The sequence below is a fragment of the Comamonas granuli NBRC 101663 genome, assembly GCF_000739995.1.
Classification (GTDB): Bacteria; Pseudomonadota; Gammaproteobacteria; order Burkholderiales; family Burkholderiaceae_C; genus Simplicispira; species Simplicispira granuli.
Genome location: NZ_BBJX01000010.1, coordinates 73,731 through 98,734 on the forward strand (window position 1 = coordinate 73,731; position 25,004 = coordinate 98,734).

At 63.0% G+C, this 25,004-nt stretch carries 22 protein-coding genes; 8 read left to right on the forward strand and 14 right to left on the reverse strand.

Annotated elements, in window-relative coordinates; genetic code table 11:
- Positions 1-8: 8 nt before the first annotated feature.
- The 11 genes from CGR01S_RS11720 to CGR01S_RS11770 form a co-directional block, all read right to left on the reverse strand.
- The gene (locus CGR01S_RS11720; RefSeq protein WP_042427112.1) at positions 9-2,906 is read right to left on the reverse strand and encodes a DUF1156 domain-containing protein; all 2,898 of its coding nucleotides are present in this window, start codon (positions 2,904-2,906) and stop codon (positions 9-11) included.
- Positions 2,907-3,959, reverse strand: coding sequence for a hypothetical protein (locus CGR01S_RS11725; RefSeq protein ID WP_042427115.1), 1,053 nt, complete (start codon positions 3,957-3,959; stop codon positions 2,907-2,909).
- 9 nt (positions 3,960-3,968) lie between these two features.
- On the reverse strand, positions 3,969-4,589 hold the full coding sequence (locus tag CGR01S_RS11730) for an NYN domain-containing protein (RefSeq protein WP_042427119.1): 621 nt from the start codon (positions 4,587-4,589) through the stop codon (positions 3,969-3,971).
- A gap of 205 nt (positions 4,590-4,794) precedes the next feature.
- Complete coding sequence (locus CGR01S_RS11735; RefSeq protein ID WP_042427122.1) at positions 4,795-8,337, reverse strand: helicase-related protein; 3,543 nt, start codon at positions 8,335-8,337, stop codon at positions 4,795-4,797.
- Positions 8,338-8,370: 33 nt separating this feature from the next.
- Positions 8,371-8,577, reverse strand: a complete 207-nt coding sequence (locus CGR01S_RS11740; RefSeq protein ID WP_042427125.1) for a hypothetical protein — start codon at positions 8,575-8,577, stop codon at positions 8,371-8,373.
- A gap of 63 nt (positions 8,578-8,640) precedes the next feature.
- Positions 8,641-9,537, reverse strand: a complete 897-nt coding sequence (locus CGR01S_RS11745; protein WP_042427128.1) for a BrxR family transcriptional regulator — start codon at positions 9,535-9,537, stop codon at positions 8,641-8,643.
- Positions 9,538-9,806: 269 nt separating this feature from the next.
- Positions 9,807-11,171 (reverse strand): YfjI family protein, encoded by a 1,365-nt coding sequence (locus tag CGR01S_RS11750; RefSeq protein ID WP_042427131.1) that lies wholly within the window; start codon positions 11,169-11,171, stop codon positions 9,807-9,809.
- A gap of 3 nt (positions 11,172-11,174) precedes the next feature.
- Positions 11,175-12,059, reverse strand: coding sequence for a plasmid partitioning protein RepB C-terminal domain-containing protein (locus tag CGR01S_RS11755; RefSeq protein ID WP_009519800.1), 885 nt, complete (start codon positions 12,057-12,059; stop codon positions 11,175-11,177).
- Complete coding sequence (locus CGR01S_RS11760) at positions 12,056-12,955, reverse strand: plasmid partitioning protein RepB C-terminal domain-containing protein (RefSeq protein WP_042427136.1); 900 nt, start codon at positions 12,953-12,955, stop codon at positions 12,056-12,058. The genes CGR01S_RS11755 and CGR01S_RS11760 overlap by 4 nt, the downstream gene beginning before the upstream one ends.
- Complete coding sequence (locus tag CGR01S_RS11765; RefSeq protein WP_042427139.1) at positions 12,952-14,517, reverse strand: recombinase family protein; 1,566 nt, start codon at positions 14,515-14,517, stop codon at positions 12,952-12,954. Before CGR01S_RS11765 ends, CGR01S_RS11760 begins: the two co-directional genes overlap by 4 nt.
- A gap of 148 nt (positions 14,518-14,665) precedes the next feature.
- Positions 14,666-15,133: a hypothetical protein gene (locus CGR01S_RS11770; protein WP_042427141.1), complete on the reverse strand. Its 468-nt coding sequence runs from the start codon at positions 15,131-15,133 to the stop codon at positions 14,666-14,668.
- A 154-nt stretch (positions 15,134-15,287) separates the two neighbouring features.
- Here CGR01S_RS11770 and CGR01S_RS11775 point away from each other — a divergent pair, with 154 nt between their 5' ends.
- From CGR01S_RS11775 to CGR01S_RS11795, 5 genes are all read left to right on the forward strand, one after another.
- The gene (locus CGR01S_RS11775) at positions 15,288-16,061 is read left to right on the forward strand and encodes an HNH endonuclease signature motif containing protein (RefSeq protein WP_042427144.1); all 774 of its coding nucleotides are present in this window, start codon (positions 15,288-15,290) and stop codon (positions 16,059-16,061) included.
- 177 nt (positions 16,062-16,238) lie between these two features.
- Complete coding sequence (locus CGR01S_RS11780; RefSeq protein ID WP_042427146.1) at positions 16,239-16,838, forward strand: type IV toxin-antitoxin system AbiEi family antitoxin domain-containing protein; 600 nt, start codon at positions 16,239-16,241, stop codon at positions 16,836-16,838.
- The gene (locus tag CGR01S_RS16900; protein WP_042427149.1) at positions 16,835-17,083 is read left to right on the forward strand and encodes a hypothetical protein; all 249 of its coding nucleotides are present in this window, start codon (positions 16,835-16,837) and stop codon (positions 17,081-17,083) included. Before CGR01S_RS11780 ends, CGR01S_RS16900 begins: the two co-directional genes overlap by 4 nt.
- Entirely contained in the window at positions 17,080-17,649 is a 570-nt protein-coding gene (locus CGR01S_RS11790; protein WP_042427152.1) for a DUF6932 family protein, read from the forward strand. The genes CGR01S_RS16900 and CGR01S_RS11790 overlap by 4 nt, the downstream gene beginning before the upstream one ends.
- Positions 17,646-18,575: a hypothetical protein gene (locus CGR01S_RS11795; RefSeq protein ID WP_042427154.1), complete on the forward strand. Its 930-nt coding sequence runs from the start codon at positions 17,646-17,648 to the stop codon at positions 18,573-18,575. Before CGR01S_RS11790 ends, CGR01S_RS11795 begins: the two co-directional genes overlap by 4 nt.
- A gap of 487 nt (positions 18,576-19,062) precedes the next feature.
- On the opposite strand, the gene CGR01S_RS11800 is transcribed toward CGR01S_RS11795, so the two are convergent.
- The 3 genes from CGR01S_RS11800 to CGR01S_RS11810 form a co-directional block, all read right to left on the reverse strand.
- A complete protein-coding gene (locus CGR01S_RS11800) occupies positions 19,063-19,293 on the reverse strand; it encodes a DUF2188 domain-containing protein (RefSeq protein ID WP_042427157.1) in 231 nt (76 codons plus the stop codon).
- Positions 19,294-19,367: 74 nt separating this feature from the next.
- Complete coding sequence (locus CGR01S_RS11805) at positions 19,368-20,363, reverse strand: hypothetical protein (RefSeq protein WP_042427160.1); 996 nt, start codon at positions 20,361-20,363, stop codon at positions 19,368-19,370.
- A gap of 3 nt (positions 20,364-20,366) precedes the next feature.
- Positions 20,367-21,602 (reverse strand): hypothetical protein, encoded by a 1,236-nt coding sequence (locus CGR01S_RS11810; protein WP_042427162.1) that lies wholly within the window; start codon positions 21,600-21,602, stop codon positions 20,367-20,369.
- A 243-nt stretch (positions 21,603-21,845) separates the two neighbouring features.
- Here CGR01S_RS11810 and CGR01S_RS11815 point away from each other — a divergent pair, with 243 nt between their 5' ends.
- The 3 genes from CGR01S_RS11815 (at position 21,846) to CGR01S_RS11825 (ending at position 24,988) form a co-directional block, all read left to right on the forward strand.
- Positions 21,846-22,187: a helix-turn-helix domain-containing protein gene (locus CGR01S_RS11815; protein ID WP_042427165.1), complete on the forward strand. Its 342-nt coding sequence runs from the start codon at positions 21,846-21,848 to the stop codon at positions 22,185-22,187.
- Between the two features lie 87 nt (positions 22,188-22,274).
- The gene (locus CGR01S_RS11820; RefSeq protein ID WP_042427167.1) at positions 22,275-23,126 is read left to right on the forward strand and encodes an ImmA/IrrE family metallo-endopeptidase; all 852 of its coding nucleotides are present in this window, start codon (positions 22,275-22,277) and stop codon (positions 23,124-23,126) included.
- A 26-nt stretch (positions 23,127-23,152) separates the two neighbouring features.
- Complete coding sequence (locus CGR01S_RS11825; RefSeq protein WP_042427171.1) at positions 23,153-24,988, forward strand: DUF262 domain-containing protein; 1,836 nt, start codon at positions 23,153-23,155, stop codon at positions 24,986-24,988.
- The last annotated feature ends 16 nt before the right edge of the window (positions 24,989-25,004 follow it).

Here is a 25,004-nt window from a genome sequence, read left to right on the forward strand (position 1 = left end):
CCCTCCATTCACAGATCGAAGCTGCCTTGCGAGCCCAGCATGCCCACTTCTCCGGCTGCCTGTTCGATGGCGCTCCACGCGGTAACGAGTTCGTTGTAGGCGCGCGCCTCCTCAGCCCAACCCTTGCGTTCGCACAGGGTGTAGAGGCGGTAGGCCAGCGCGCGGATGGGTTCGGCGCGGGCGGGCATACGGGCCAGCAGGCCGCCTGCGGCGGATTCGCCGTCCTGGTTCAGGGCGCGGATCAACTGGTGCAGTGCCTCCCACACCGGCAGCCGTGCGTCTTTCTCCGGCTGCCAGTCGCGCGGCATCTCGGCCCACTTGAGCAGGCGCAAATCGCCCTTGCTCGACTCCACCACGCCGCTGGCTTGCAGGCCGCCGACGCTGGTGCCCTTGGCACGGGCTAGCACGTCAGCGTCACCGTATTTGCCGGTGGCCCAGCCTTGCTGCTCGAACCAGTGCAGGCAGAACTGCGTGTCGTGGTCGAAGTCGTCTTCGGCCAGGAAGCGGTTGATGAGTTGCAGCGCCGTGCGCACGCTCATGGGCGTACCGTCAGCTTCGAGCACTGCGGCGTATTGGCTGAAGATGGCCATACCGGGGCCGATGATGGCTTGCGACAAGTCCACCGGCGCGACGGGCGAATTGACGCCGCCGCGTGTCATCTCGTCCAGCGCCTCGGGCAGCACGGCGTTGAGTTCGCGGATGAACTCGCGGCGCGAGACGGTGGGCGCGTCGGCGGGGCGTTGGCGGCAGACGAGGACGATGCTGGAAGCCAAGGCATTGGTTCCAGCGCCGATCATGCGGCTACTCATTTCTGTGCGCATCGGCCAAGTGCCGGTAAGCGCGAAACCAGCCTTGAGCACGGCTTCGAGGAAAGTTTCCCAGCCGGTACTGGAGGTGCCGGCCTCGCCCTTCGTCTCGGACTGCTTGAAAGCGTAGTAGATGGTGACCGGGAAGGCTGGATGCGCCTGCTGCGCCAGATTGCGCAGCGCCTCTGTCATGCCGTCAAGGAAGAATGTTTCGGCTTGTTCCTTGCCACCGTGGCGATAAGGCGTGGCGACCAGCTCTTCGGCCTTGGGAACCGCCAGAGTAGCGAACAAGTCCGGATAAATGGTGCGGAGCGACCGGCGCAGCCAAACATAAAAGAAGTCTGACAAATCGGCGTATCCGATGTTGTCATAGTAAGGTGGATCAGTTGAAACGAGTTTGCTGCTGCTTATGGTTTGAGTTTGTGCATCAGCTTGAAATGCAAACCCCACATTTACCTTGCCTGCTGAACTCTTGCCAAAGCTCTTGAAAATATTCTCTATCGACGCGTCAACGGAACCCGTGCTGGTGCAAAGTGGATTGACCTCCGAGTAATCCCAAACCATCGGGATCGCGTGACGTCCAAAAAGCTGCTGTGGAACCTGCGCTTTTGATTCCCAACGAGATAGCGAGTTGCCCCAATCTGTTCCACGACTAATCGCAAATGCCAAGTACGTCCCGACGGCCTCGGCATACGCCGTTGCGCCGGTGCCGCCTTCATCGAGGCCGCGGCCTTCGTCGGGCAGGCCGGCGGCCAGGGCGTCGGTCTTGACCTTGGCAATGGCCTCGACCACCAGATCGGAGAAGGTGGTCAGCGCCACCAGTTGGCGCGGGGTGAAGAGGTCGCCCCACTCGGTCAGGCCATAGGGAACGCACGTGCCGCCGGTGAGCCGGGCAGGCACCTTGCCGGATGGCTTCCATTCGGGCCGCGCCTGCCGCGCAATGGCTTCGTGTTCGGCAGTCGGCGCGAGATAGACGCGGCCACGCGCGCCTTCGGCGACGATGGCCATGAGCCTCGCGCCCATACGCCCGGCCTGCCCCTCGGCCTTGATGTAGTCGCCACCGATGGGCGCGTCCGAAAGCACGCAGCGGAAGTTCGCGCCGCGACCGGCAGCCTTGGTGCCTTCCTTCGCTTTCTCCGGCGGGGCACCCACCTTCACCGTGAAGCGGTACCTGTCGCCCTCGACCACCGGCTGCACCCAGCTTTCCTTGCCCGCCTTGCTGCTGAGGATGAAGGTGGAAGCCAGCGGCACGTCCACATGGCTGAACGCCGGGTTGGGGCTTTTGACCGTGCGCGCCCACAGCCAAGCGATGACCGTGAGCTTCTGGCCCAGCAACGGTTTGAGGTCGGGCCGCTCCTTCACGATCTCGGCAGTGATTTCCACCTGCGGATACAGATGACCGATGCGCTTTTCAGCCTCGGCGCGCATCCACGCGCCGTAGCGGCGCACGTCTTCGGCCAGCCCTTTCGCGCCCGACCAGTCCTCGCTCAACTTGCCCTGCTTGTCGCCCGGCACGCGCGGCCCCACCGGCGCGCGACCGGCGAAGCGCGGCGGGATTTCGATCATGGCCTTGTTGATGGTGACAGCCACGGGATTGAGGTCGCTGGCGTAGCTCTCCAGGCCCAGACGCTGCGCTTCCAGCGGCAACGCGCCGCCGCCCGCGAAGGGGTCGTGGAAGGCGGGCAGCTTGTCGGGGTTGAGCAGTTCGGCAGCCTGCGGGTGCGCCCTGTTCAGTTCGCAGACCTCGCGCCACGAGCGTCGGATTTCGGCGCGGGCGCGTTCCAGCACTTCCTCGTTGTTGGTGTTTCCCCACTGCACCAGGTCTTCGATGATCTTGAACAGCCGCTCGCGCTCGGCCTGCGCCTTTTCCTTGTTGACGCCATAGCGGAACCCGCCACCCTGCTGGTAACCGGGATCATTGACCATCTGGGCGAAGATGACTGCCCGAGCCGCCGCCAGCGGACGACGTGCCCACCAAAGGTGGATGCTTTGCGGTTTCCCTACTTTGACGAGCTTTTCATAAGTTGCGGCAGCGTTGATGGCATCGAGCGGCAGGGCGACTTCGATGAGCTTCTTGGGTGTTTTGATGTTGTTGTTCATTTAGTCGTCCTTCTCCCAGCCGACTTTGCCATCGCATTGGCTACAGCCGACCGAGTAACTGTGTTCCATATCGCCGGTGTTGTATTCGTTGCACCACTGGCACTGCTCGATGCCATTGGAGATGTCGAAGCAGTTGGCGCAGAAGTAGTGATCGCCGCGCCTGACCACGGTGTGATAGCCCTCGCAGTTGCCGCAGTTGGCAGGCTCCCAGCGGTCATCGCCATCCTTGATGCCGATGTGCGCTGCATCGTGATCCGTCAGCGCATCCGCCAGATGCTCCGGCTCGATGCATTCCTCGCAGTGCTCGCACGTCGCATAGCCCTCGGTCGCAATGACGATGGGTTCGCCGCAATGCGGGCAATCGAGTTCTACTTGGGTTTCGGTGTGATCGCACACCAGGCAGCGCAGCGAGGCGATCTGGTCGTCAAGGGCGTCGGGAATGGCGGCGTCGAAGCCACAGGCGCTGCATGCTTTCGGCGCATGGCCTGCCTTGCGCGCGGCGTCCAGTTCGGGCTTGAGCGCCTTGAACTTAGCGGCCAAGTATTTCCGGTGCCCCTTCATCGCGCGATCTGCATAGGCGATCTCACTGCTGAAGTCGTGGAAGTAGTTGCCCCACTGGGTCAACAGGCGTTGGAGGTGAAACCACGAGCGGCAATGCTCGGCGACGATCTGCGTCTTGGCCTTTTCGTCGCTTTCCAGCCCGTTGTGGAAGAAGTGAACCATCTTGTTGCGATGGTTCGCCAGCGCGCGGAAGCTGGCGTAGGCGTCGTCGCCAATGTCCTCGCCCGCGACGTCCCGAATCCGCACCCTGGCATCTTCCAGCGTGACCGAGATAAAGTCCCCGGCCATGAACTTGGCGAGGTTGGCCTGATCGGGCTTGGAGACGATCAACGACCAGTGCTCCTTCATCAGCCGCGCCTTGAGCAGCATCTCGACTGCCGCGCAGAAGTGGATGACGGAATACTTGGGCGTCTTGTCGAACTCCGCGATGCCGCGCTCCAGGAAGTCGAAGGCGTTGCGGGTCAGCGAGTCGAAGATGTCGTGGTAGGTCATGACATCCTCCTATCGCCAATGCGCAGGGCGCTGGAGCACAAAGCCGTCCGCGCGCTGCACTTGAGCCGGAAGCTGGCTGTGGCGGTAAGCGGTTTCGTTGATGATGAAACTGCCGCTGGCGGCCTGTGTGAGCTGGTGCGAGCGGCGATTGGGCGGCAAGGCGACGATGATGTTCTTGCCGGGAAACTTGGCGCGAGCGACGCTGACCGGCGTGGTGAGGTCGCTGTCGGCAGAGATCAGGAGCGCCGTGTCGAAGCGGTCGTCATAGGCATCGGCCAGCAGTTGCATGGCGATGTTCACGTCGGTCATCTTTTCCTCGTAGTCCATCCACTGCGCGCCACACTGGCGGCACTGCTTGGGCTTTTCGAGGTAGTGGCCGAAGTGCGACTGGAGCTTGGACATGGTGTCCAGCGCCTCGAGGTAGGCGGTCTGGCGCTGCATGTCGGAGACGTTGCGCCCGTTGGCACGGATGCGCGAGGTGAAGTAGTGGACGCCCTCCAACGTCTGGCCGGGCCTGAGCAGCGTGGTTGCCAAGGCACACAAGTCCAGCCAGTAATACTTCTTCCAGCCCTTGCTGCGCAGGCCGAAGTAGAGGTTGAATCCATCCACGTAGGCGACAACCCGGCTCATCGGCGTTGCTCCCGACAGGCCAAGTCCACCTTGACAGAGGCACGGGTTGCGTGTAGGATTCGCGCCATAAACCCCACCGGAGATCGCATCTCCGGCCCAACGCCTCCCTCGTGGAGGCGTTTTCCTTTGTGCCCCGCCAAGGCGAGCAGCCTTGGCCCGACGCCTCCCACGCGGAGGCGTTTCTCTTGGGGCGTCCGGAAGGCCATCACAGCGAAGCCCCCGGCGCGACGGCCTTGGCCAGCAACTGGCCCAGATCGAGGTTCTTGCTGGTTTCCGCCCAGTCCGGCTCCTGCGTGAAGGGCTGGCACACGTAGAACGGGCCTTCGTGCCTGTCCCCGTCCACCAGCACGATGGCGAGGATGAATTTGTCCGCCTGGTTCAGGCCGTAGAGGATTTCGTTGCGGGTCACCGTGATGGTGGACTGCCCCTTGGCGCGGCCCTTCACCTCGATGTGGCGCGAGGTCGTCAGGCGGCCATCCACGGGTTGTGGCTGGCTGGTCACGTCCCAGCCGCACTTCTGCGCCGACACGTCGATGACGTCGTGACCAAGGGCGCGTTCGGCCTCCATGACCGCGCGCATGGCCATCTGTTCGACACGGGCGCGGGCAGCGGCGTCCGCCGACCAGCCGCCTTGTTCGGCGGGGACGCCCTTGCGCTGCATCAGCAGCCCTGCCGGGATGACGAGCGCGCCGCCGAGCACGACCGGCGTGGCCGAGACCACATGGCGCATGGCCAGCAGTTCCTTCTCGCGCGACTCGCGGCGCGCCGTGAGGTCGTCGATGGTGCGGCGCACGTTCTCCAGTGTCAGGCGCACGTCCTTGCCTGCGGCCAGGTCGTCTTGCAGCTTGATGTAGCGGTCTGACCAGAAGTTGATCTCCCTGACCAGCCGTTCGTGGACGGCGGCCAAGGTCTTGTCCACGGACTTCTCGCGCCGCGAGCGCACTTCGTCGAAGTGTTCGGGCACGAGGTGGCTGCCCGCATGAGCAAGCGCGGCGTGCTCCAGATCTTTGGCGATCCACGGTGCGGCCAGCACATCTTGGATCAACGCCATGTCGGAAGCGTCGAGCGGCTCCAAGTCCAGATGCGGAGCCCAGCCGGCGTTGATGGTGGTGCCTGCGGCATCGATCTCGACGAACTGCATGCGCCGCGAGGCGACGCGGCTGGGGTCTTGGCCTTCCAAGACCCGGTGGTCGATGATGAACATGACCTTGGGCGCTAACCCCAAGTCGCTCGGATCGACCAGCACCGCGCCCTGCTTCAGCTTGTTGCGGTGCTGCTCCAGCACGATGTCGGTGACCGACTGCATCAAAGGATGGCCCGGATGCAGCAGGCTGGCCATCGGCGCGCCCACACGGTCGGTCAAGCGCACGTACTGCTTCTCGAAGCAGACGCGCTCGTAGCGACGCAGCACGGGGTCGGCGTTGCGGCGATCCCGGCCCGTGATCTGACGGTCGCGCTCGCGGATGATGGCGGGGACGTTGGTGATCTCGAAGCGGCCCGGCTCGCGGGGGCGCAGCTCGCCGCCCAGGGCCGCGAAGGATTGGTTGAAGAATGCGCGGATGAAGAAGGGCTGGAGCTTGCGGGCCTCGGCCTTTTCCATTTCCTCCTTGACGGCGAATAGGCGCTTCTCATCCATCACCTCTTCGCACAGGGCATTGCGCTTGATGATGTTTTCGAGGTGATCGGTATCGAGCGCGCCTTCGATCTTCTTGAGCAGGCGGGCGCGTACCTCGGGGTCGGCCCCGTAGCGGATGGCCTCGATCAGCAAGTCCTTGAGGCTCTTCTCCTCGAACACCTCGCCGAGGATGTCGAACACGCGACCGCCCAGCGCCGCACGCTCCACTTCGAGCTTCTCGAACAGGCGCTGGAAGACGTCGCCCTCGCGGGTTTCGGAGGCGACCATGTTCCAGAGGTGGCAGACCTCGGTCTGGCCGATGCGGTGGATGCGACCGAAGCGTTGCTCCAGCCGGTTGGGGTTCCACGGCAGGTCGTAGTTGACCATCAGGTTGGCGTTTTGCAGGTTCACGCCTTCGCCCGCCGCGTCGGTGGCAATGAGCACGCGCGCGGTCGGATCGTTGCGGAACAGTTCCTGCACCTTGCGCCGTTCCTCGCGCTTGACGCCGCCGTGGATCATCACCACGGCTTCCTCGCTGCCGATGAGGCCGCGAATCTTGACCGCAAGGTAGTTCAGCGTGTCACGGTGCTCGGTGAAGATGATGAGCTTGCGCTGACGTCCGGCGTCGTCGTGCATCTCCGGCGTGTCTTGTAGCAGGCGGGAGAGTTCGTCCCACTTGCGGTCTTGGCCGGAATGGACGACCTGCCGGGCCTGCTCTTCCAGCCCTTCGAGGATGATGATTTCGGCTTCGAGTTCGGGGATGGTTTGGGAGGCCGTGGCCTGATCGACCAACCGTTCTTCCAGCGCTTCATAGTCCTCGGATGGAAGGTCATCGGCGGAGTCCCAGATGTCCTCGGGCAGGCCGTTGCTGCCATTCAATGTCTCTGCCAGCGCCTGACCACGCTGGCGCAATTTTTCGTCCTCGACGCGGCGCTTGAGCTTGTTGCGGCGTCGCTTGAGCGACTGGTAGATGGCCTCGGGACTGGAGGCAAGCCGCCGTTGCAGCGCGGTCAAAGCAAAACCGACCGTGCCTTTGCGGCCACCATCAGCCAGTTGGTCAGCGCGGGCGAACTCGGTCTTCACGTAGTCCGTGACCGCTGCGTACAAGGCAGCCTCCGGGTCGGAGAGCTTGTAGTTGACGGTATAGGCGCGCCGTTCGGGAAACAGGCGCGTGCCGTCGAAACGCAACATGTCCTCCTTGACCATGCGGCGCATCAGGTCGGCCACGTCCACCTTGTGCGCGCCGTCGCGGAACTTGCCGTAGAAGCGGTCTGCATCCAGCAGCGACAGGAAGAGCTGGAAGTCCTCTTCCTTGCCGTTGTGGGGCGTGGCCGTCATCAGCAGAAAGTGGCGGGTGATGGCTCCCAGCGTCTCGCCAAGCAGGAAGCGCTTGGTCTTGTTGACCTTGTTGCCGAAGTAGCTGGCCGAGAGCTTGTGGGCTTCGTCCACGACGACCAAGTCCCACTGCGTGAGCATGAGCTTTTCTTGCAGGTCTTCGGATCGCGCCAGTTGATCGACGCGGGCGATCAGCAGGTCGAAGTCGTCGAAGGGGTTGCCGCTGCGCGATTGCTCGACCTGCTCACGCGAGAACAGCGTGAACGAGAGGCCGAACTTCTCGAACATTTCGTCCTGCCACTGTTCCACCAGCGAGCCGGGCGCGACGATGAGCACGCGCTTGGCGTCGGCGCGCATCAACAGCTCGCGGATGAACAGCCCGGCCATGATGGTCTTGCCCGCGCCGGGGTCGTCGGCCAGCACGTAGCGCAGCGGTTGGCGCGGCAGCATGGACTCATAGACCGCCGTGATCTGGTGCGGCAACGGCTCCACGTTCGAGGTGTGGACGGCCATCATCGGATCGAACAGGTGGGCCAGATTGATGCGGTAGGCCTCGGCGGCGAGCTTGAAGGCGTCGCCCGGCGCATCGAAGGCCCACGGGCGGCCCGACTCGGCCAGCGACAGGTTCGCTTCGTCGGTGCGGAACAGCATCCGCTCGCGCAGCGTGCCGTCGGCGGTCTTGTAGTAAACGGTCAGGGCGTTGTCGCCGACAGGCTCGGTCGTGACGATGCGCACCACCTGTCCGGGCTCCAAGCCCGAGATGGCTGCGTTCTTCTGGATCTGTTCGAGCTTCAACACGGCGCGCCCCTTCGTCTTCGTTCCGGCTGTCGCTCAGGGCTTGCGCCGGTTGTAGGGCGACTGGTTGGTGGGCTTGAGGGAAACATCCGTTTCGCTCGCCTTGGCGCGCACGGCATCTTCCGTGCGGCCCATCTTGAGGCCGATGACGCGCGTGGGCGTGTTCTGCTTGGCGAGCTGCTTAAGCTGCGAAACGTCGGCAGGCGACCACTGCTTGCCGTGATTGGACAGGGTCTTAGCCATGATGGAACTCCTTTCGGGCGTAAGCGTGCTTGGGGGCGGGGTTGAAGCAGAGCGCCATGTTCATCACCATTCCTTGCTGGTTGCGTCGTAGCCCGGCGCGAGAACGAGGTTGGTGACGCCATAGAGCGCCTGCCGGTTGCGCAGCCACAGGTGGTGTTCGCCGCCCTTGAGGCTGTGGTCGTCGGTGCAGTCCACGTTCCAACGGCGCAGCAGGTAGCCCGCCATTGCCGCGCGGGTGCGCACCTTGAGCACGCCGCCTTCCATGCCGTACTCGGCTTCGATGGTGTCGGGGTGCTGCACATTGGCCGGATGCGGCACAAGCTCCAGCTCGGTGATGCGGTTCCACTGGATGTCCTGAGCGGCGGTTTCGTGGTCGGCGACCTCGCCCGGCAAGATGCTGGCGTCGTCGAAGCGGCCCAGCACGAAGTCGCGGAACTCGCCGCTACGGCGGTCGAAGGCCCGCAGGTGCCAGCGCAGGCCGCTGTCAGCCAAGGCGAAGGGCACGATCTCGCGGGTGGTGAGGCCGCTGGACAGGGCGCGGTAGGAAATCTTGACGGCTGCGCCCCGGTGGATGGCGCGCGTCAAAGTCGAAAGCAATTCCAGATCGACCCGGCCCGGCAAGCTGGTGCCTTCGGTGGCGATGACACCCCGAAAGCGCGCAGGCTCGGCATCGCCGTAGCTTTGGGACAGCCATGTGAAGACCCGCTCGACCGGGAAGTCGAACAAGGGCCGGAACCACGCGGCTCGCACGTAGACCTTGCCCTTGGTGTCGTACTCCATGTTGCCCGGGGCCAGTTCCTTGTACTGGGCAATGTCCCGCGTAGCCGCCGCCGCTTGGATATCGAAGCGCGCAACCAAATCCTGACGGCGGATTTCGCCCATGAAGCGCAGGCGCAGCTCGACGAACGCGAGCCGGTCGCGTTGCGCTTGAGACATTCCTGAGAGGCGGTCGCTGGACATGGTGGCGTGGGAGTTTTCCTATGTTTTGGCGGAGCATACACGCATCAAAACAGTTCGTCAAACAGAATGAAAATAATTCTGTATCAGTCGTAAAATGATGATGACTTTCTGGCGATGCGGCGATATGGCTCCGATCTGGAACGAGGGTCGCCGGTCACTCGCCTCTCCAGAGAGAGGGCGGCGAAATGAGCGAAACCAGCGAAATGAGAAGCCCGACAAGCACTTGCGGGCGATCCGGCGCGGCGAAACGAGCGAAATGAGCTTCCGGTCTACGCAGGCCGATATACCCGTGTTGGCGTGCCCGGCGCGTCGATGGGACGCTCGACCCACTGCACGGCGATCTTCGGCGGCGTGGCCGCCAGCAGGTGCTCCAGACAGGCGTCGAGCCGCGTCTTCGGCACCTTGCCCTTGAAACACTCGGTGCTGATCTGGCTGCGCGTGGCCTGACCTCGTTCGCGCAGGAAGGCCAGCACCCGGCTCGACAGTTCCAGCACCTGTGCGAGCTTCGCTTCCTCGGCCGCGCTGACGAACACGAAGCGGACAGACGCCGTGGCATGCCGAATCCACGCCATCGCCGCATCGATGTGCTGGGCGTCGACGCGGGTTTGCAGGTTGGTCAACGCCATCAGCATGGCCAACCGCAGCAGCATTGGGGCGCGGCGTTCCAGCAGCGCGCCGATGACGCCATCACCGAGGTCGTCGTTCAGCTCACCCCGATAGAGCTGGGCGTAGCGCCACTGCGCCTGCGGCGACAGTTCCATCCGCAGGTGGTCGCGCTCGTCGTGCTGGTCGGCGCGGACGAAGGCCAGCACCTCCAGCGTCCTGCGCGCCAACTGCTCGACTACCGCCTGCGGCGTCTCTTTCGGGAACGGCAGCATCCGTGACCGCTCGGCCCAGAGCATCAGGAAACGGTTGGCGAAGCCGTTGGTGAGTTCGCGCGTGCTCATCAGGCCGGTCAGCTCGCCCGGTGAGATCGCGCCGCTCAGGCAGACGTGCGGGTCGCTGGCGTAGAGCCGGTTCGATTTGGTGGCGGGTTTGAGATCGACGCCATCCCAACAATCGCGCAGCGCCGCCGACAGCGTGTTGCCGTCGCGCCGCCCTTGGTGCAGCACGTTGGCGAACTCGGATTCGACCACCCACAGCCGCTTGTCCTCGATGTCAGGTACGTCCTGCCGACCTTGCCGGTAGCCGTCGTGGATCAATGCCGCCAATCCCTCGCGCGTGGACAGGCCGCCACGGTGAATCTGCGGCGCGAAGGCGTCGTCCATCGCCCGCAGCGCCTGATCGATGCGCAGCACCAGCGACACCGCGTCGCCCTTGCGGCCACGACCCGAACGCCCGATGTGCAGGCAGAACAGTCGTGCGTGGTGCCGGGTATTGCCGATGGGCAGGTACACGCCGCGCCCGACCGCGCAGGACAGGTAGGCCATGAAGTTGGCGGCGATGGCGAAGGCGTTGGTTTCCGTGCCTTCGCTGCCCGCGCGGGCGACGTCGCCGATCAGGCCGTAGAGGCAGGCCGGATCAGCGTCCGGGGCATTGCGGTGAGCGGCCACGGATGCGCCGTCGTCGTCATCGGTGGCGTCAAGCGGTGACGTGGCATGAGATGCCGGGGTGACATCGACGATCCGAGGCATTCGTCATTTGCCGTCCAGCGCCACGGTCTGGACGATATTCTCGAACTCGGCCAGAACGTCCGGCTGGCGTTGTGACAGGAAGCGGAACACGGCTTTGTTGCCGATCAGCTTGCCAAGGTAGCCGCGCGCCAGCGTCAGGAGCAGCACGTCCTGACCGTAGGACTTCTCGACCAGCTTCAATTGGTTTTGGATGTTTCCCATTTCGCGCTCCATCTTTACCATCTGTTCCGCCGTGACGCCGGAGAGCTTCCGGGGTCGCTTTTCGCTGACCAGCAGATGTGGGGGCGTTGCCGCCAGCAAGGCTTCGGCGTAAGCGACGGTCATGTTGTTGGCGGTCAGCATCAGTTCCACGCACTCGACCTGCCGCGTGGGCTTCATCTTGCGCAGCACCGAGCCGAGGTTGGCCGAAAAATGCTGATCCTTGAGCATCTCGACCGCCTCCGGGCAGATGCCTTCAAGCAGGCCGACCTTCTTGTGGATCTGGCTGATGTCCACGTTCAGCGCCTTCGCCAGCCGATCTTGCGTCACGCCACGCTCGACCGCGCGCCGGAGCATGTGGTGCTCCTGAATGGACGAGATGCGGTTGATCCGGTTGTTATAGGTGTAGCTTTCATCGTCAGTGGCGATCAGGCACGGCGCGTCGGTGTAGCCGAGCTGCTGCAACGCCAGCAACCGCATGTGCCCGTCGAGCAGAATGTGCTGACCGGTTTTCTTGTCGGCCTTGCCCACGCTCAGGGGTTCGATCAGCCCGACAGCTTCCATCGAGGCCACGATCTGCTTGAACTTCCGCGATGCCTGCAGACCTTCCGGCGGTTTGCGGGACGGCAGAATCCGATCCAGCGCCAGTGTGATTGGCTCCGGAATGAACCCCAGCGGTGGTTTGCTCATGCCGCGTGGCCTCCGCCCCAGACGCGTTCCGCCAGCTGCTTGGGCAAGGTGTCCAGCCCTTCGGCACGCAGCAGGTTGGAAAAATGCTCGTCGGCCAGCAACTGGCGCAGCGCTTCGATCACGAACAACATGCGCTGCTGCGTGAACTCAGCTTTTTTGATGGTCAGTTTCTGCCGCTCGACCTCGTTCTGGTAGTTGCGCACCAGACTGGAGGTCGTGACGGCCGCTCCCTTGCGCGCGGGCCGGTGTTTCAGCGTCTTTCCGAGAGTGCTGCGCCGCTGAAGCACGCGCCGCACCTGCATCAACTGCCCGCCGCGCAACTGGCCGCTTTCGTAGGCATCCTGCAAGGCGGTCTGGACGGATTCCTCGTCGCTGGCCCCCGCGATGGTGATGGCGACGTTGAGCGGAACCCGTCCGGACTCCACGGCAGCCAGCAGCCGTTCCTCACCTTTCTCAAAAAGAAGCAGGATGCCCTTGATGTAGTCGAGGCTCAGACCGGTCTTCTGGGCGATGACGCGCTTGTCGTAGCCCTGTTCGCTCAACTGCTGGATGCTCATCAGCAGTTCCAGCGCGCTGTATTTCCTGCGGGCGATGTTTTCGGTCAGGCTCATGATGAAGGCGTCCTCATCGTTGACCGCAACGACCAGCGCCGGGATTTCCTTCTCGCCAAGCGACTTGAAAGCCTTGAGCCTGCCTTCGCCGCAGATCAGCAAGTAGCGTTTGCCGTCCTCCAGATCGTTACGCTGCGTGACCGTGACGGGCTTTTTCAGGCCAAGGCTTTTGATGTTGCCGACGATCTCCTCGAACACACGGCCATTCCGGTCACGCGGGTTGAGCACGGCGATCTGATCGACCGGGATCATTTGCAGATCGGTGGCGTGGTGCTTCTTCGTCATGCGACTCTCCTCAAGCGGCTGCGCTCGGCCATGCTGTAGAGATAGTCCAGGCTGTCGAAGCGGTAGCTCTCGAATTCAAGGCCGTTGTGATCGGCCAGATGGATGCCCGACTGGCCGAAGTCCAGACGCGGCAGCAGGTAGTAGTCCAGGGGTGCTTGGTTCGTTTCGTCGAGCCGGACGGCGACGGTGATGTCCGGCGTCAGGCTGGTGTCGAAGCGCACTTTCCACCGCCTGCGTCCGTTGTCCTGCAACTGGCAGCGCGAGAGCACGAGCGAGACCGTGAACTCGCGGTTGACGGTGAGCAGGTCGCTCGCCGGATCGCGCACGACCGCGCCGCCGACCTCGGCGATCATCCGCTCGGTCTGACCGACGATCTCCGGGTGCAGGCGGCGCAGAAACTGGTTGACCTCCAGATACTGATAGTCCCGATCCGGCGTGAACCCGACCGTCTGGTAGGCGCGAATGAGGCTTCCGAAGCGGTGCGCGTAGGCCGCCGACGACGGCATGCCTTCCGCTTCGTCGATGATCAGGCCGGAGAGGTAGCCGTGCTGCTGGAACAGCCGCCGCAGCTTCTCGATCAATTCCTCGTTGCTGAAGCGGTATGCCCGTGCGCGCAAGATGCCCTGCGCGGTGTAAAACAGGTCGGGCGGCACGATGCCCTCGAACGCGCCTTCTTTCTTGATCCACATCTCCGGCTGGTTCACGACCCGCACCTTCTTGAGCTTGAAGGAGCGCCGGTTGTAGACGTTGTTGCCGATGTACTTTTCGTTGGAGAGGACTTCCCGCACCGTGGCCCGCGTCCAGTCGCGCCCGAGGTCGGTCTGGATGCCCTTGGCGTTGAGCCGTTCGGCGATCTCCGACTCGAACAGCGCGTCCTCGACGAACCAGCGATAGATCTGGTTCACGACGGCGACCTCGGCATCCGGGCCTGGCTGCAAGATCACGCGGTCGGTTTGCAGGCTCTTGTGCTCGCCGCGCGAAAGCTCGCCTTTCACCGAACCGGACTGGTCGATCAGCACGCGACGCAGGCCGTAGCCCGCTGGCCCGCCTTGGCGGAATCCCAACTCGATCAGGCGGCACTGGCCCGCAAACACCTTCGCCGACAGCTCGCGGCTGTATTCGCCCGCCATCGCGCGCTTGACGCCCTTGACGATGGTGGACACCGGCGAGCCGTCGTTTTCGAACTGTTCGGCGCAGTAGGCGACCTGAATCCCGGCGCGGCGGCAGATGTATTCGTAGTAGGCGCTCTCGTCGGCGTCTTGGAACCGGCCCCAGCGGCTGACGTCGTAGACGAGGATGATCTGGAAGTCGGCCTTGCCCGCCTGCACGTCCGAGATCAGTTGTTGGAGCGCCTGCCTGCCATCGATGCGCAGGCCACTCTTGCCCTCGTCGGCGTAGGTGCGGACGATCTCGATGTTGCGCCGGGCGGCGTACTCGCGGATTTTGTCGCCCTGGTTCTCCGTCGAGTATTGCTGGTGCTCGGTGGACATGCGCACGTACTGCGCGGCCCGGTACACCGGCCCCGATCCTGTCGGGCTTTGAGGCGATTCGTTCGATTGCATAGACCCGGCCACTTCGATGGTTGACGTTTCGGGTCTGCCGCTCCCTTCATTGGCTGCGCTGCCGCTCCGTGAAGATCACGAGAACGGTCGCGCAGACGGTTGGAATCGTTGCCATGCAGGATGTTCGAGAACCCGTTTGGAGGCGAAGTTAAGGGGAGATCGCCGAGGCGTCGATCACGTCCTCTCTTGACACGTCCATCTTGCGCGGACACGTCACGGCCACCGGCGTGATCTCGACGACCCACGAAGCGCCGCTTTCCCTCGGAAACGCCGGGTGGCGTGTGATGCGGTAGAGGCCCGGCGGCAGGTCGCACACGTCCATCTTTGCAAGATCGTCGTTTCGGGCCTGATCGCGCGACTTCTGCTGCTCGCGGTTGCGCTGCACATAGTCGGGCTGGGCGTCGCGGTAGCTGCGCCAGTAGTCCGGATTGCGCTGCGACCACGCCTGCTGCGCGGCGCGCTGGTTGTCCCGGTAGTCGGGATCGGACTGGCGCTTGGCCCGCTGCCACTGGCGCTTGCGGGCACGCTGGCAGTCGGGCGAGAAGCAGAAGGCCTGGTTGGGAACTTGCGGGCGTGGCTCGAAGAGGTTGCCGCAGCAGGCACAGGGTCGTGTCATCACTGGAGGTCTTCATGCAAATTTGCATGAAAACCGAGGCCGCTCTTGGTGAGAGACAAACGCTTCGCGTTTACGACGGGCAGTTATTCCTCACTGGCTGTACATCCTGCTGCAAACTATCTGCAATCCGACGCACAGATGCCCATTGCCCCTCATGACCGCCCCTTCGTTGCCGACCATCAAAGCCTTGTTTGCGCGCTCGAAAAATCAGTGTGCTTTTCCAGAATGCACAGCCCCCATCGCGGAAGACAGTGGAACTGTGACCGGGGAGGTTTGCCATATTCGAGCCTTGAACGTCGGTGGCCCCCGATACGATCCGAGCCAAACACCGCAGGAACGCAATGCAGCGGCGAACCTGGTTTTGATGTGTGGCAGGCATCACAAGATCATCGATACCGAAACGGGAACATTTACTGCTGCTCGGTTGCAGTCCATCAAGCGTGCCCATGAAGAACAGGGTGTCGCGGAAATCTCCCCGGCCGCTGCGCGAATTGCCCAACAACTCCAGGCCAGCTGCGGAGACGTGACCATCGTCGGGAATCTTGGCAATGTGGCCATCCAGAGCCCGGGAGCGATCCAGGCGCACACCGTCACCATCAAGAACACCAAAACCAAAGGCCCATCGATTCAACCGCCCGCGGGGTCAATCGGCGCAGCGCAGGCAAAGGTCGCTTATTGCCAACATCTGATTGATCGCTACCAGGAGTATCAGAAGGCGGACAAGACCGGGAAGAGCGACTACAAATACATGGCCATCCACCAAGCGCTCGCGCGAAAGTTCGGTACCTCGTGGAAATTGCTTGGGGAAGAACGCTTCGACGACGTCGTTGCCCTCTTGCAGCAGCGGATCGATGCGACGATTCTGGGCAAGCTGAACCGGGCAAAGGGGAGGCCGAATTACAGCGCGTTCGAGGATTGGCGCAGCTGACATCGCTATTCGAATGGTTCACCGGCGCGATGGAGCTGTGCCGCGAATGGCGCAACCCTCTGCTGCACACCTGGGACATGAGGTCGCCACGGTTCGTGGGTGCGCACCAGTGGCGCGAGTTCCTATTCATCGGTTGTCATTGACATTTACCGATATTATGGAACAATATACCGGATCATGGAAACGACCACCGACAAGCTGCTGGAACTGGTGCGCACGCAGGGACTGGTACGCCCAAACGCGCTGGCCCCGCTGGGCATCCCACGGGTGGCCCTGACGCGGGCGGTGCGGCGCGGGCAACTGGAGCGCATCGGGCGCGGGCTGTACGGCCTCACGGAACGACCCGTGTCGGCACACGGCACACTGGCCGAGGTCGCCCGGCGCGTGCCCAAGGGTGTCGTGTGCCTGCTGTCGGCGCTGCGGTTTCATGGCCTGACGACGCAGGCTCCGTTCGAGGTCTGGCTCGCCATCGACAACAAGGCCGCCACGCCGAAACTGGACTACCCCCCGCTGCGCCTCGTGCGCTTCTCCGGCGCGGCGCTGACCGAAGGCGTCGAGGAGCACGTCGTGGACGGCGTTACCGTCTGCGTCACTGGCGTCGCCAAGACGGTGACCGATTGCTTCAAGTATCGCAACAAGATCGGCCTCGACGTGGCGCTGGAGGCGCTTCGTGAGGCATGGAATGCCAAGCGTATGACCAGCGACCAGATCTGGCACTACGCCAAGATCGACCGCGTCGCCAACGTGATGCGCCCCTATCTGGAAAGCCTTGCATGAACCAACGCAACATCGCCGCGTCGGTTCGCACCCGGCAGATCAACAAGGACTGTGCCGAAAAGCTGGACTTCAACCTGCTGATCACGCGCTTGTGCGCTGGAGCGGATGCACCACGGCAGTTACCCTCGGAAGGGGCTGTGTTGAGCAGGTTGAAATCTCAGAAATTCGGCCTGATGCAAGATCTGCTCCCCGACAAGATGCCGGTGAAAATGGAAGAACCCGAACCCGTGGAAACCCTCGCATGACCACCGTCGCCATCCCCGCTTGGAATCCGCAGGGCTTGCTGCCGCCCATCGACGTGCTGAATCCGACCAGTGTCGAGCGTTCGCCGTATCGCGTGGTGCTGACGGATGTGATGGTGCGCTTCGCCACCTCGCCGCAGCGTCGGCAAATCCTGCGCGGCTGGCTGGGCTATCGCGCAGCATTGCACGGCATGGGACTGACCGATGGCTTCCAATGGCTCGACGGCAGCTTTCTGGAGCAGGTGGAAACGCTGGAAAACCGTCCACCGCAGGACATGGATGTGGTCACGTTCCTGAATCCACCTGCTGGTTTTGCGCCAACACAACAGCAAATTGCCACGCTGGACAATCAGGCGGCGAAGCAGGCTTTCCGCGTGGACAGCTACTTCGTTGACCTTAACTTGCCTGCCAATGAACTGGTCGAACGCAGCGCCTACTGGTACAGCATGTGGTCGCACCGCCGCAATCAGGTTTGGAAAGGGTATCTTGAAGTTGACCTGAACCCGGCACACGACCAGCAGGCCACCGACTATTTGAATCAGCAAGACGCTTTGGGGGCGCAGCCATGAACACAGACCAACGCAATTTCCTGCTGGCCGAGCGCGAAACCGTTAAGCGGATGTTGGCAAAAACGCCTGCCACGGCACTCCTGACCCGAATGAGCGACGAAGCGCGGCTGCGTAATATCGAAGCCGAACTGGCAGCTTTGCCTGCGGACGGGCGCAGTCCTGCTCGTGCCCGCCTGACCTTCAACGGCCTGCCGGTGATCGGCAGCCACGGCATCTTTGCCGACTTCGGCATGAAGGCCGTAAGCAGCTTCACCGACGCGGTGGCGACCGTGGCGGCATCCCTGTCCGCGCCTTTGGCGGCGATGGGCCCGATTCCCAACCGCGACCAGAACCAGTTGCTGATCACCAACACCGCTGTCGGCTCGTTTGGTTTCGAATTGGAGGAATACCGCGCGCAGGAACTGCTGGATGACGAAAGCGCCGTCGCCGTCGCGTTGGATCGCACCCAGAGCCTGTTGCAAGCCACACTGGGACAGGACGACGAACTGGCCGACATCGCCTCGGAAACAGACCCTCGCGCGTTGGACAAGGTGCGTGGTTTCCTGCGCGTGCTGGCCGACAACGAAGCCATCTGCACCCTGCAATACGGCGACAAGGCCATGCGCTTCGCCGACCCCGGACAGGTGCGGCGCAGTCTGGATCGTCTGGCCGCCGACAACCTGCGCGAAAGTCAGGAAACGCTAGAGGGCGAATTCGTCGGCGTGCTGCCGGTGGCGCGCAGCTTCGAGTTCAAGCTGTCAGGCAGCGACGAAATCGTGCGCGGCAAAATTTCGCCCAAAGTGGGCGACGTGGGAATGCTCAATGATCATCTGCATCAGCGTGTTCGCGTTGAGGCTATGCGAACGCAGGTTGGCAATGGCCGCCCGCGCTTCCTCCTGACACATATTCCACAATGGGCTGCGGGTGCTGCGCCTGCAAGCAGTTGAAGGTGAATTAACGCGAGAGCGCAGGCGCTGTCAACAGGCAGTGACGCCAAGTCCTCGGCACGACATTCGTGCTGATTTAGCACAATGGGCGCATCAGCGGGTCACGCATATGTCCCTGCTCTTTACGCAGAAACCCACTCCTATGGGGACGTTTCGGCATGGTTGAAGATAACGGGTTCACGGTTCCGGTAGAATCCACCACCACTATTCAGCGCCCAACCGTTCTCGGTTGGGCGTTTTCATTTGCGGGTTCGGCGCACCACGCGGGCTTCCGGGCCGTTCTGCGTGTGCCAGCCGTTCCGAGCACGGGCGGCATGACCCGCCCGGTTCGCCCCTGTTCCGCCCTATCTTCTCTCGAAACCTGCGCCAACTTCTTCGCCGTGGCACACGCAGACGGTGTTGTTCGTCAGCCACTTGTGCGTGTGCCGACGGGAATGGTTGGCTCACGGGTTTGCACGAGCAGAGTGGAACGGCAACGGCCTCAGAGTCAGCCCTTGGGCGGGAACGGATCGTCACCGTAGCTGTTGCGCTCACGGATTTGCCCATCACGCCCTTGGATGAACATCTCACTCTGCTGGTTGATGGCGATGCCCCGCGCACGGTCAATCGCCTCTTGCTGCGTGTCGTGGACGGAGGTGAGGCGATCGTTGCCTTCTCCCCGCACACCCCACTGATCGCCACCGTTGATGGGTACAACCCATTGGTTCTTTCCGCTCATTTCAAGCACTCCAAAAAATTGAAAAGGACAGACTCTTGAAGTCGGCGCGAGCCCAGGCGCTTCAGGCATGGAACTCATGTCATGAACGTCCCCTCCTTTCCCGATGTTTGGCGTAGGGACGCCGACGCGCCCGCCGCGCACGGCATCGAATACATGCCTGCGCGCTTCTGCGTGACCACGAGCGCACCGTAGGCCGCATGCTGCGCCGCAGGCTCCGGCTTGCCCTTGTCCTTCGCCTTGATCTTGAACAGATCGCTCGGCTTGGCGCTGTCCAGCCCGGCGCGCGGCATGATCCGATCCGCCGTCGTGGCTTCCCCCTTGAATGACCACAGTGACTCGAACACCTTGGCCTGACCGTCGGTGAACTGGATCGGCGCGCTGCTGATGTCAGGCAGCGTCGCCCACTTGAAGTCCGCCGAGAACGGCCCGTTCACCGGCGTGGCCGGATCGGCGACCGCTGGCGTCATGGATGGTGCCGGCGTGCCGAGGAGCGTGATGCTGCCGCCATAGAAAGTGAAGCGTTCTTCCAGCACCAGCCACTCGATGCCCGTGCCGAAGGGCGAGCCGCGCGTTGCGCTTGGCCTCGGCGTGATCACCCGGATGTCGCCGCCCGCCACGCGCACGCGATCCAGCAACGCGGGTTCGTGCAGCACCCGTGTCAGGTCGCGGGCCAGCAGGACGGGCGAACGGCGGGCATCGCCGAGCCGCCACACGCCGCCGCCCAGATCATCGACGCCGTCGCGGCTTTCGATGCCGAGCGCGAGGCGCATTTTCTGGCGCAACCAGTCCTCGTCCAAGGCAAACGCCGCACCGTCATTCGCTTCGACGGCCACCGGCCCGCAGTCCGGGCATCGGCACATGCGCCCGCCGCGACCATCGCCCCACACCTGCGCCCGATGCTGCTGACAGTGCGGGCAGAGCACGAACGACTGATCCACGACCGTCGGCTTGACCGCCTTGCCGAGGAGGGTCAGCGCCGCAGCCTCATGCAGCGACAGCGTGGCGCGCAGCACGGGCGTGCCGCCCGCGAACAGGCGGCAGACCAAGGCCCAGGCGTCGTGCGCCGCCATCGATCAGTCCTCGATCACCGGCGACGAACTGATCGCATCCGCTTCCGGCGGCACTTCGTGCGCGCTCAGGGTCTGGCCCTTCTGCAAGATGCCCACCGCGACGAGATAGCCCTCCAGTTGCGCCTGCATCTTGGCGTCGAACTTGTGCAGGTTCAGCCGCCCCTTGCTGGTCACCTCGATGGTGACCACCTTGGCGCGCGTGCGGCCCGGCTCGGGCGGATAGTAGAGATTGACCTGCGCCGCCGTCACTGCCCATTTGCCTTCCAGCGGGCCGGGCAGCTTCTCTTTCAGCAGCTCATGCACGGAGCGTTGCTGGCTGGACTGCATCGCGGTGCATTCGATCTTCAGCGCGGTGTCCGGGCTGAGGAGCGTGAGCGCCTTCAGCTGCACCATCGAGAAACCGTCCTCGAACGCCTCCGGCGCGTCGAAGCCAGTGCGCAGCATCGACAAATCCAGCGTCGGTGACTTGATCCGGTGCGCGCTCGCCTTGACGCCCAGCACATGCTCGGCGAAGGCCTCGACCAGCATCTGTTGGTATTTCTGGCCGCCCCGCACCAGCGTGCGCACCACGCCGGTGGTCTTGGCGTACTCCAGCACCATGTGGATGTTGGGGTTGCCGACGCGGCGCTTGAGGGTCGAACCCTCGAACTCCAGCCGTAGCATGGCCATATCCTTGACGTGGACGGTCAGCAGGAACACGCCGGGACTGCGTTCAACCAGATGCGCCACGCTGCTGTCACCGCACTGCATCTCGCGCTTGTAGAAGGCCGAGATCGCGTTGCGCAGTGCAGCCAGATTGTGGTCAGCGCCGTTCGGCTGGCGCTTCAGGCCCAGATCGTATTGCTGCGTCTGCGGACCGTGGTGCTCCCAGAAGCTGAAGTCGTAGGCGCGCTCGAACAGCGCCGGGTGGTTGACGTACAGCCAGAACGAGCGGTGGATGTCGCTGCCGCACAGCGTCAGTCCTGCCAGCGCGGCGCCGTCCGCCACCACGGCCTCGAACATCGCCTGCTTGCCCGCCGCGTCGCCCAGCTGAACGCTGGCCATGAGGTTGGCGATCATCTGGTCGCGGGCTGCGGTGTCGGGCCAGACTTTGACCGCCTCCACCAAGAATTGGCTGGTTTCCGGCGTGTCTTCCCACACGAACCCGTGCGGCACGGGCAGACCGTGCGAGGTCAGGAAGTCGCGCAGCGTGGCATCCACCGGCAGCTCGAGCATCACGTCGACAAAGGTTTTCTTCATCTTGTTCGTCCTTTCTGGATCGGCGTCGGAGGTCTGCGACCGGGAATCGGGCTGCTTGGGCCAGCGACAGGGTTACTGAACACGCATCTCGTGTAAGTAAAGCAACGAGATACAAGCGATTCTGCCCCTCAGATTCCCGCTTGTCAATCAACGGGGCACATCTAGACCTAGCTGGTATCTCGTGGCTATACTATCGGTCTAGCTTCCATTCACTGACTGTTTTTCCACTACAGGAGCATCGCCATGGCTTCGGCGTTCGGAACACGCCTGCGGCGCTTGCGCGAGGCGAAGAAGTTGACCTTGCAACAGGTGGCCGACGCGGTCGGCTGCACCAAGGCATACATCTGGGAACTGGAGATGAAGGACGGGCAGCGTCCGTCCGCAGAGCGGATTCAGGCGATAGCCAAGGTGCTGGGCGTGACGATGGAGGATGTGATGGGCACGCCCATGCAGCAGGCACCCGAAGCCAGTCCCGAGGACGTGGCCTTCTTCCGCGAGTACGCCGGGATGACGGACGAAGAGAAGGATCGCTACCGGAAGGCGCTCAAAATCATGTTCCCCGACAAGGGCGACGGCGGGGACTGAGGATTGAGCGCGCCGCAAGCTCTCACTGGCTCCATTGCCGCCAGCACCGTCCTGAAGTGGTTGCGGGCGTATCACCGTGAGAGCGGCATGCCCGATGCCGTCGATCTGGACATCCTGCGCCAGATGCTGCCAACCACGCCCTACGGCAAGGACGTGCGGGAGATCAAGGCACCGATGGTGCTCGACGTCGACAGCTGCGAAGGCATGCTGGTGCGCAACCCGAAGGACGTCGCCGAGTGGGGCATCTTCTACAACGGCAAGGCCAGTCCGGAGCGCCGACGCTTCACCATCGCCCACGAGCTGGGGCACCTCATCCTGCATCGCGGTCAGCAGCAGAGTTTCAACTGCGACAAGGAAAGCGTCTACTCCGGCATCGACACCATCCGTACCATCGAGCGTGAAGCCGACGACTTCGCCAGCAACCTCCTGATGCCCGGCGATCTGCTGCGCGACTGGATTTCGAACCAGCGCATCGACCTGCGCGTCCTCAGCGCCATCGCCAAGCGGTTCCAGGTTTCGTTCGAGGCTCTGTGCATCCGCTTCATCAAGTTCACCACGCAGCGCGCGATCCTCGTCTATTGGGACAACGGCTTCGTGAAGTACGAATGGCGCAGCAGCAGTGCCATCAAGACGCGGGCGCGCATCCGGCGCACTGACGATCCGCAGGAACCACTGCCGGGCACGCTGGCCGCCGACGCCAGCGTCACACAGGAATGGGATGGCACGGAGATGTCGGCCGCGATCTGGTGCCCGGAGGAGGCACAGCACATGAAGCTGCGCGAGTTCAAGCACAGCTTCGGCGCGCGTGATCGCGTCCTCACACTGCTGCTGCTCGAAAGCGCCGAACCGCGCTCATGGGATCGGTCGTGGCAGGACGGCGAGAGTTTCGACAGCTACGATCAATTCGTCTCGAGCGGGCAGTTGCCGGATCGGCGATAGTTTTGAACGAATCAGGAAAAAAGAAAATGGCCCGCATCGAGAACCACAAATACAGCATCGAGGAAGCCTTCAGGGAGTGCTTCTACATCGTGCCGGACTACCAGCGCGAGTACGTCTGGACGGATAAGGAAGTGCATCAGTTGCTCGAAGACATCGACGAGCAGATCGATGCGGGGACGACGCGGGAATACTTCATCGGCACCGTGCTGGTGTCGCCGACCGACCAGAAGAACCACTACGAGGTCATCGACGGCCAGCAACGCCTGACCACGTTCTTCCTGCTGCTTTGCGCTCTCAAGCATCTGTTTCAAGGAGAGCCACAGCGGCAGACCGTCAGCGGCCTGATCTCGACCAGCTACACGGACAGCGACGGGGAAACGCGAACCAGCTTGAAGCTGGAGCCGCGTTACGAAAACGCGGGCGAGGTCGTCACGAAGTTGGTGGAACTCGACGCAGATCCTCAAACCGCGCGGGCGGGCATTCAGTCGGCGGGCATCGCCAGCTTCGGATCGCTGGAGAACTTGGTCAGCGCCTACAGCACGCTGTACCGCTACCTGAAGGACAACTACGAGGACGCGCCCAAGCTGAAGAAGTATTGGGGCTATCTGGCCAACAACGTGGTGTTCATCCAGATCTCCACGGACGTGAGCAGCGCCCTGAAAATCTTCGAGACCATCAACGAGCGTGGCGTCGGCCTCAACCCGATGGACTTGCTCAAGAACCTGCTGTTCACGCAGGTGAAGCAGGCGCAGTTCACCCAGCTCAAGGATGAGTGGAAGAAGATCACCAAGCCGCTGGAGAAGGAAAAGGAAAAGCCACTGCGCTTTCTGCGCTACTTCCTGATGGCGAACTACGTCATCAAGAACGACCGTGGCGACGCCGTGGTGCGCGAGGACGAAATCTACGACTGGTTCGTGGACAAGGACAACGCGGCGCTGTGCGACTACGCCAACAAGCCCTTCGAGTTCGTCCGCAAGGTCATCCGCAACGTCGAGCACTATCTCGCGTTCTCGAACGGGCTGGGCAACGACGGCAAGCCCAGCCTTGCGATGGACAGCCTCAAGCGACTGGCGGGCGGTGCCTTCAGCTTGCACTACGTCCTGCTCTTGGCTGCGGCCAATTTCCCGAAGCCGCTGTTCGACCACTTCGTGGCGCAGTTGGAGAGCTTTCTCTTCTACTACATCTTCACCAAGACGCCGACCAAAGATCTGGAGCGCAGCTTCTCCCAATGGGCTGACGAGCTGCGCGCGATTGCCGCCGCCACCGACCCAGTCAAGCAGAAGGTACAGCTCAATGCCTTCATCGCCGACCGTTTCGACACAAATATGGCCGGGAAGTCGCAGGAGCTGGTCGATGCGCTGCGGCGCTTCACGCTGTATTCGATGCAGCAGTACCGCACGCGCTATTTGCTGGCGCGACTGACGCAGCACGTCGAGATGGCTTTCAGCGGCTTGAAGACGCCGGGCAGCTTGGAGCCGTTCACCAAGCTGGAGATCGAACACATCCTGCCCGACAACCCAACGGCTGAACTGCGTGGGAAATGGGCCACCGAGAATCCCGGCACAGCCTACGACGACTACAAGAACCGGCTGGGCAACCTGACCTTGCTGGAGAAGCCCATCAACATCGTCGCGGGCAACGATTTCTACACGGAGAAGCAGGCGGAGTACCGAAAGAGCGGCAACTATCTGACCCGAAGCCTGGTTGAACTGACCAGCGTCGGGCAGAACACGTCGATATCCAGAATCAACGAGAAGCTGAAGGCGTTTCCTGCTTGGGACGCCAAGGCCATCGAGGCTCGCCACGGGCTGCTGATCACTTTGGCGCAGGATGTCTGGAAGACGTCGCCCATCGACGTCTGATCGGTAATCGCGGTCG

What these genes read in the sequence shown, in the direction of transcription:
- CGR01S_RS11720 (WP_042427112.1), bottom strand. Translation starts at nt 2,906, where the DNA reads ATGAACAACAACATCAAAACACCCAAGAAGCTCATCGAAGTCGCCCTG.
- CGR01S_RS11725 (WP_042427115.1), bottom strand. Translation starts at nt 3,959, where the DNA reads ATGACCTACCACGACATCTTCGACTCGCTGACCCGCAACGCCTTCGAC.
- CGR01S_RS11730 (WP_042427119.1), bottom strand. Translation starts at nt 4,589, where the DNA reads ATGAGCCGGGTTGTCGCCTACGTGGATGGATTCAACCTCTACTTCGGC.
- CGR01S_RS11740 (WP_042427125.1), bottom strand. Translation starts at nt 8,577, where the DNA reads ATGGCTAAGACCCTGTCCAATCACGGCAAGCAGTGGTCGCCTGCCGAC.
- CGR01S_RS11745 (WP_042427128.1), bottom strand. Translation starts at nt 9,537, where the DNA reads ATGTCCAGCGACCGCCTCTCAGGAATGTCTCAAGCGCAACGCGACCGG.
- CGR01S_RS11750 (WP_042427131.1), bottom strand. Translation starts at nt 11,171, where the DNA reads ATGCCTCGGATCGTCGATGTCACCCCGGCATCTCATGCCACGTCACCG.
- CGR01S_RS11755 (WP_009519800.1), bottom strand. Translation starts at nt 12,059, where the DNA reads ATGAGCAAACCACCGCTGGGGTTCATTCCGGAGCCAATCACACTGGCG.
- CGR01S_RS11760 (WP_042427136.1), bottom strand. Translation starts at nt 12,955, where the DNA reads ATGACGAAGAAGCACCACGCCACCGATCTGCAAATGATCCCGGTCGAT.
- CGR01S_RS11765 (WP_042427139.1), bottom strand. Translation starts at nt 14,517, where the DNA reads ATGCAATCGAACGAATCGCCTCAAAGCCCGACAGGATCGGGGCCGGTG.
- CGR01S_RS11770 (WP_042427141.1), bottom strand. Translation starts at nt 15,133, where the DNA reads ATGACACGACCCTGTGCCTGCTGCGGCAACCTCTTCGAGCCACGCCCG.
- CGR01S_RS11775 (WP_042427144.1), top strand. Translation starts at nt 15,288, where the DNA reads ATGACCGCCCCTTCGTTGCCGACCATCAAAGCCTTGTTTGCGCGCTCG.
- CGR01S_RS11780 (WP_042427146.1), top strand. Translation starts at nt 16,239, where the DNA reads ATGGAAACGACCACCGACAAGCTGCTGGAACTGGTGCGCACGCAGGGA.
- CGR01S_RS16900 (WP_042427149.1), top strand. Translation starts at nt 16,835, where the DNA reads ATGAACCAACGCAACATCGCCGCGTCGGTTCGCACCCGGCAGATCAAC.
- CGR01S_RS11790 (WP_042427152.1), top strand. Translation starts at nt 17,080, where the DNA reads ATGACCACCGTCGCCATCCCCGCTTGGAATCCGCAGGGCTTGCTGCCG.
- CGR01S_RS11795 (WP_042427154.1), top strand. Translation starts at nt 17,646, where the DNA reads ATGAACACAGACCAACGCAATTTCCTGCTGGCCGAGCGCGAAACCGTT.
- CGR01S_RS11800 (WP_042427157.1), bottom strand. Translation starts at nt 19,293, where the DNA reads ATGAGCGGAAAGAACCAATGGGTTGTACCCATCAACGGTGGCGATCAG.
- CGR01S_RS11805 (WP_042427160.1), bottom strand. Translation starts at nt 20,363, where the DNA reads ATGGCGGCGCACGACGCCTGGGCCTTGGTCTGCCGCCTGTTCGCGGGC.
- CGR01S_RS11810 (WP_042427162.1), bottom strand. Translation starts at nt 21,602, where the DNA reads ATGAAGAAAACCTTTGTCGACGTGATGCTCGAGCTGCCGGTGGATGCC.
- CGR01S_RS11815 (WP_042427165.1), top strand. Translation starts at nt 21,846, where the DNA reads ATGGCTTCGGCGTTCGGAACACGCCTGCGGCGCTTGCGCGAGGCGAAG.
- CGR01S_RS11820 (WP_042427167.1), top strand. Translation starts at nt 22,275, where the DNA reads ATGCCCGATGCCGTCGATCTGGACATCCTGCGCCAGATGCTGCCAACC.
- CGR01S_RS11825 (WP_042427171.1), top strand. Translation starts at nt 23,153, where the DNA reads ATGGCCCGCATCGAGAACCACAAATACAGCATCGAGGAAGCCTTCAGG.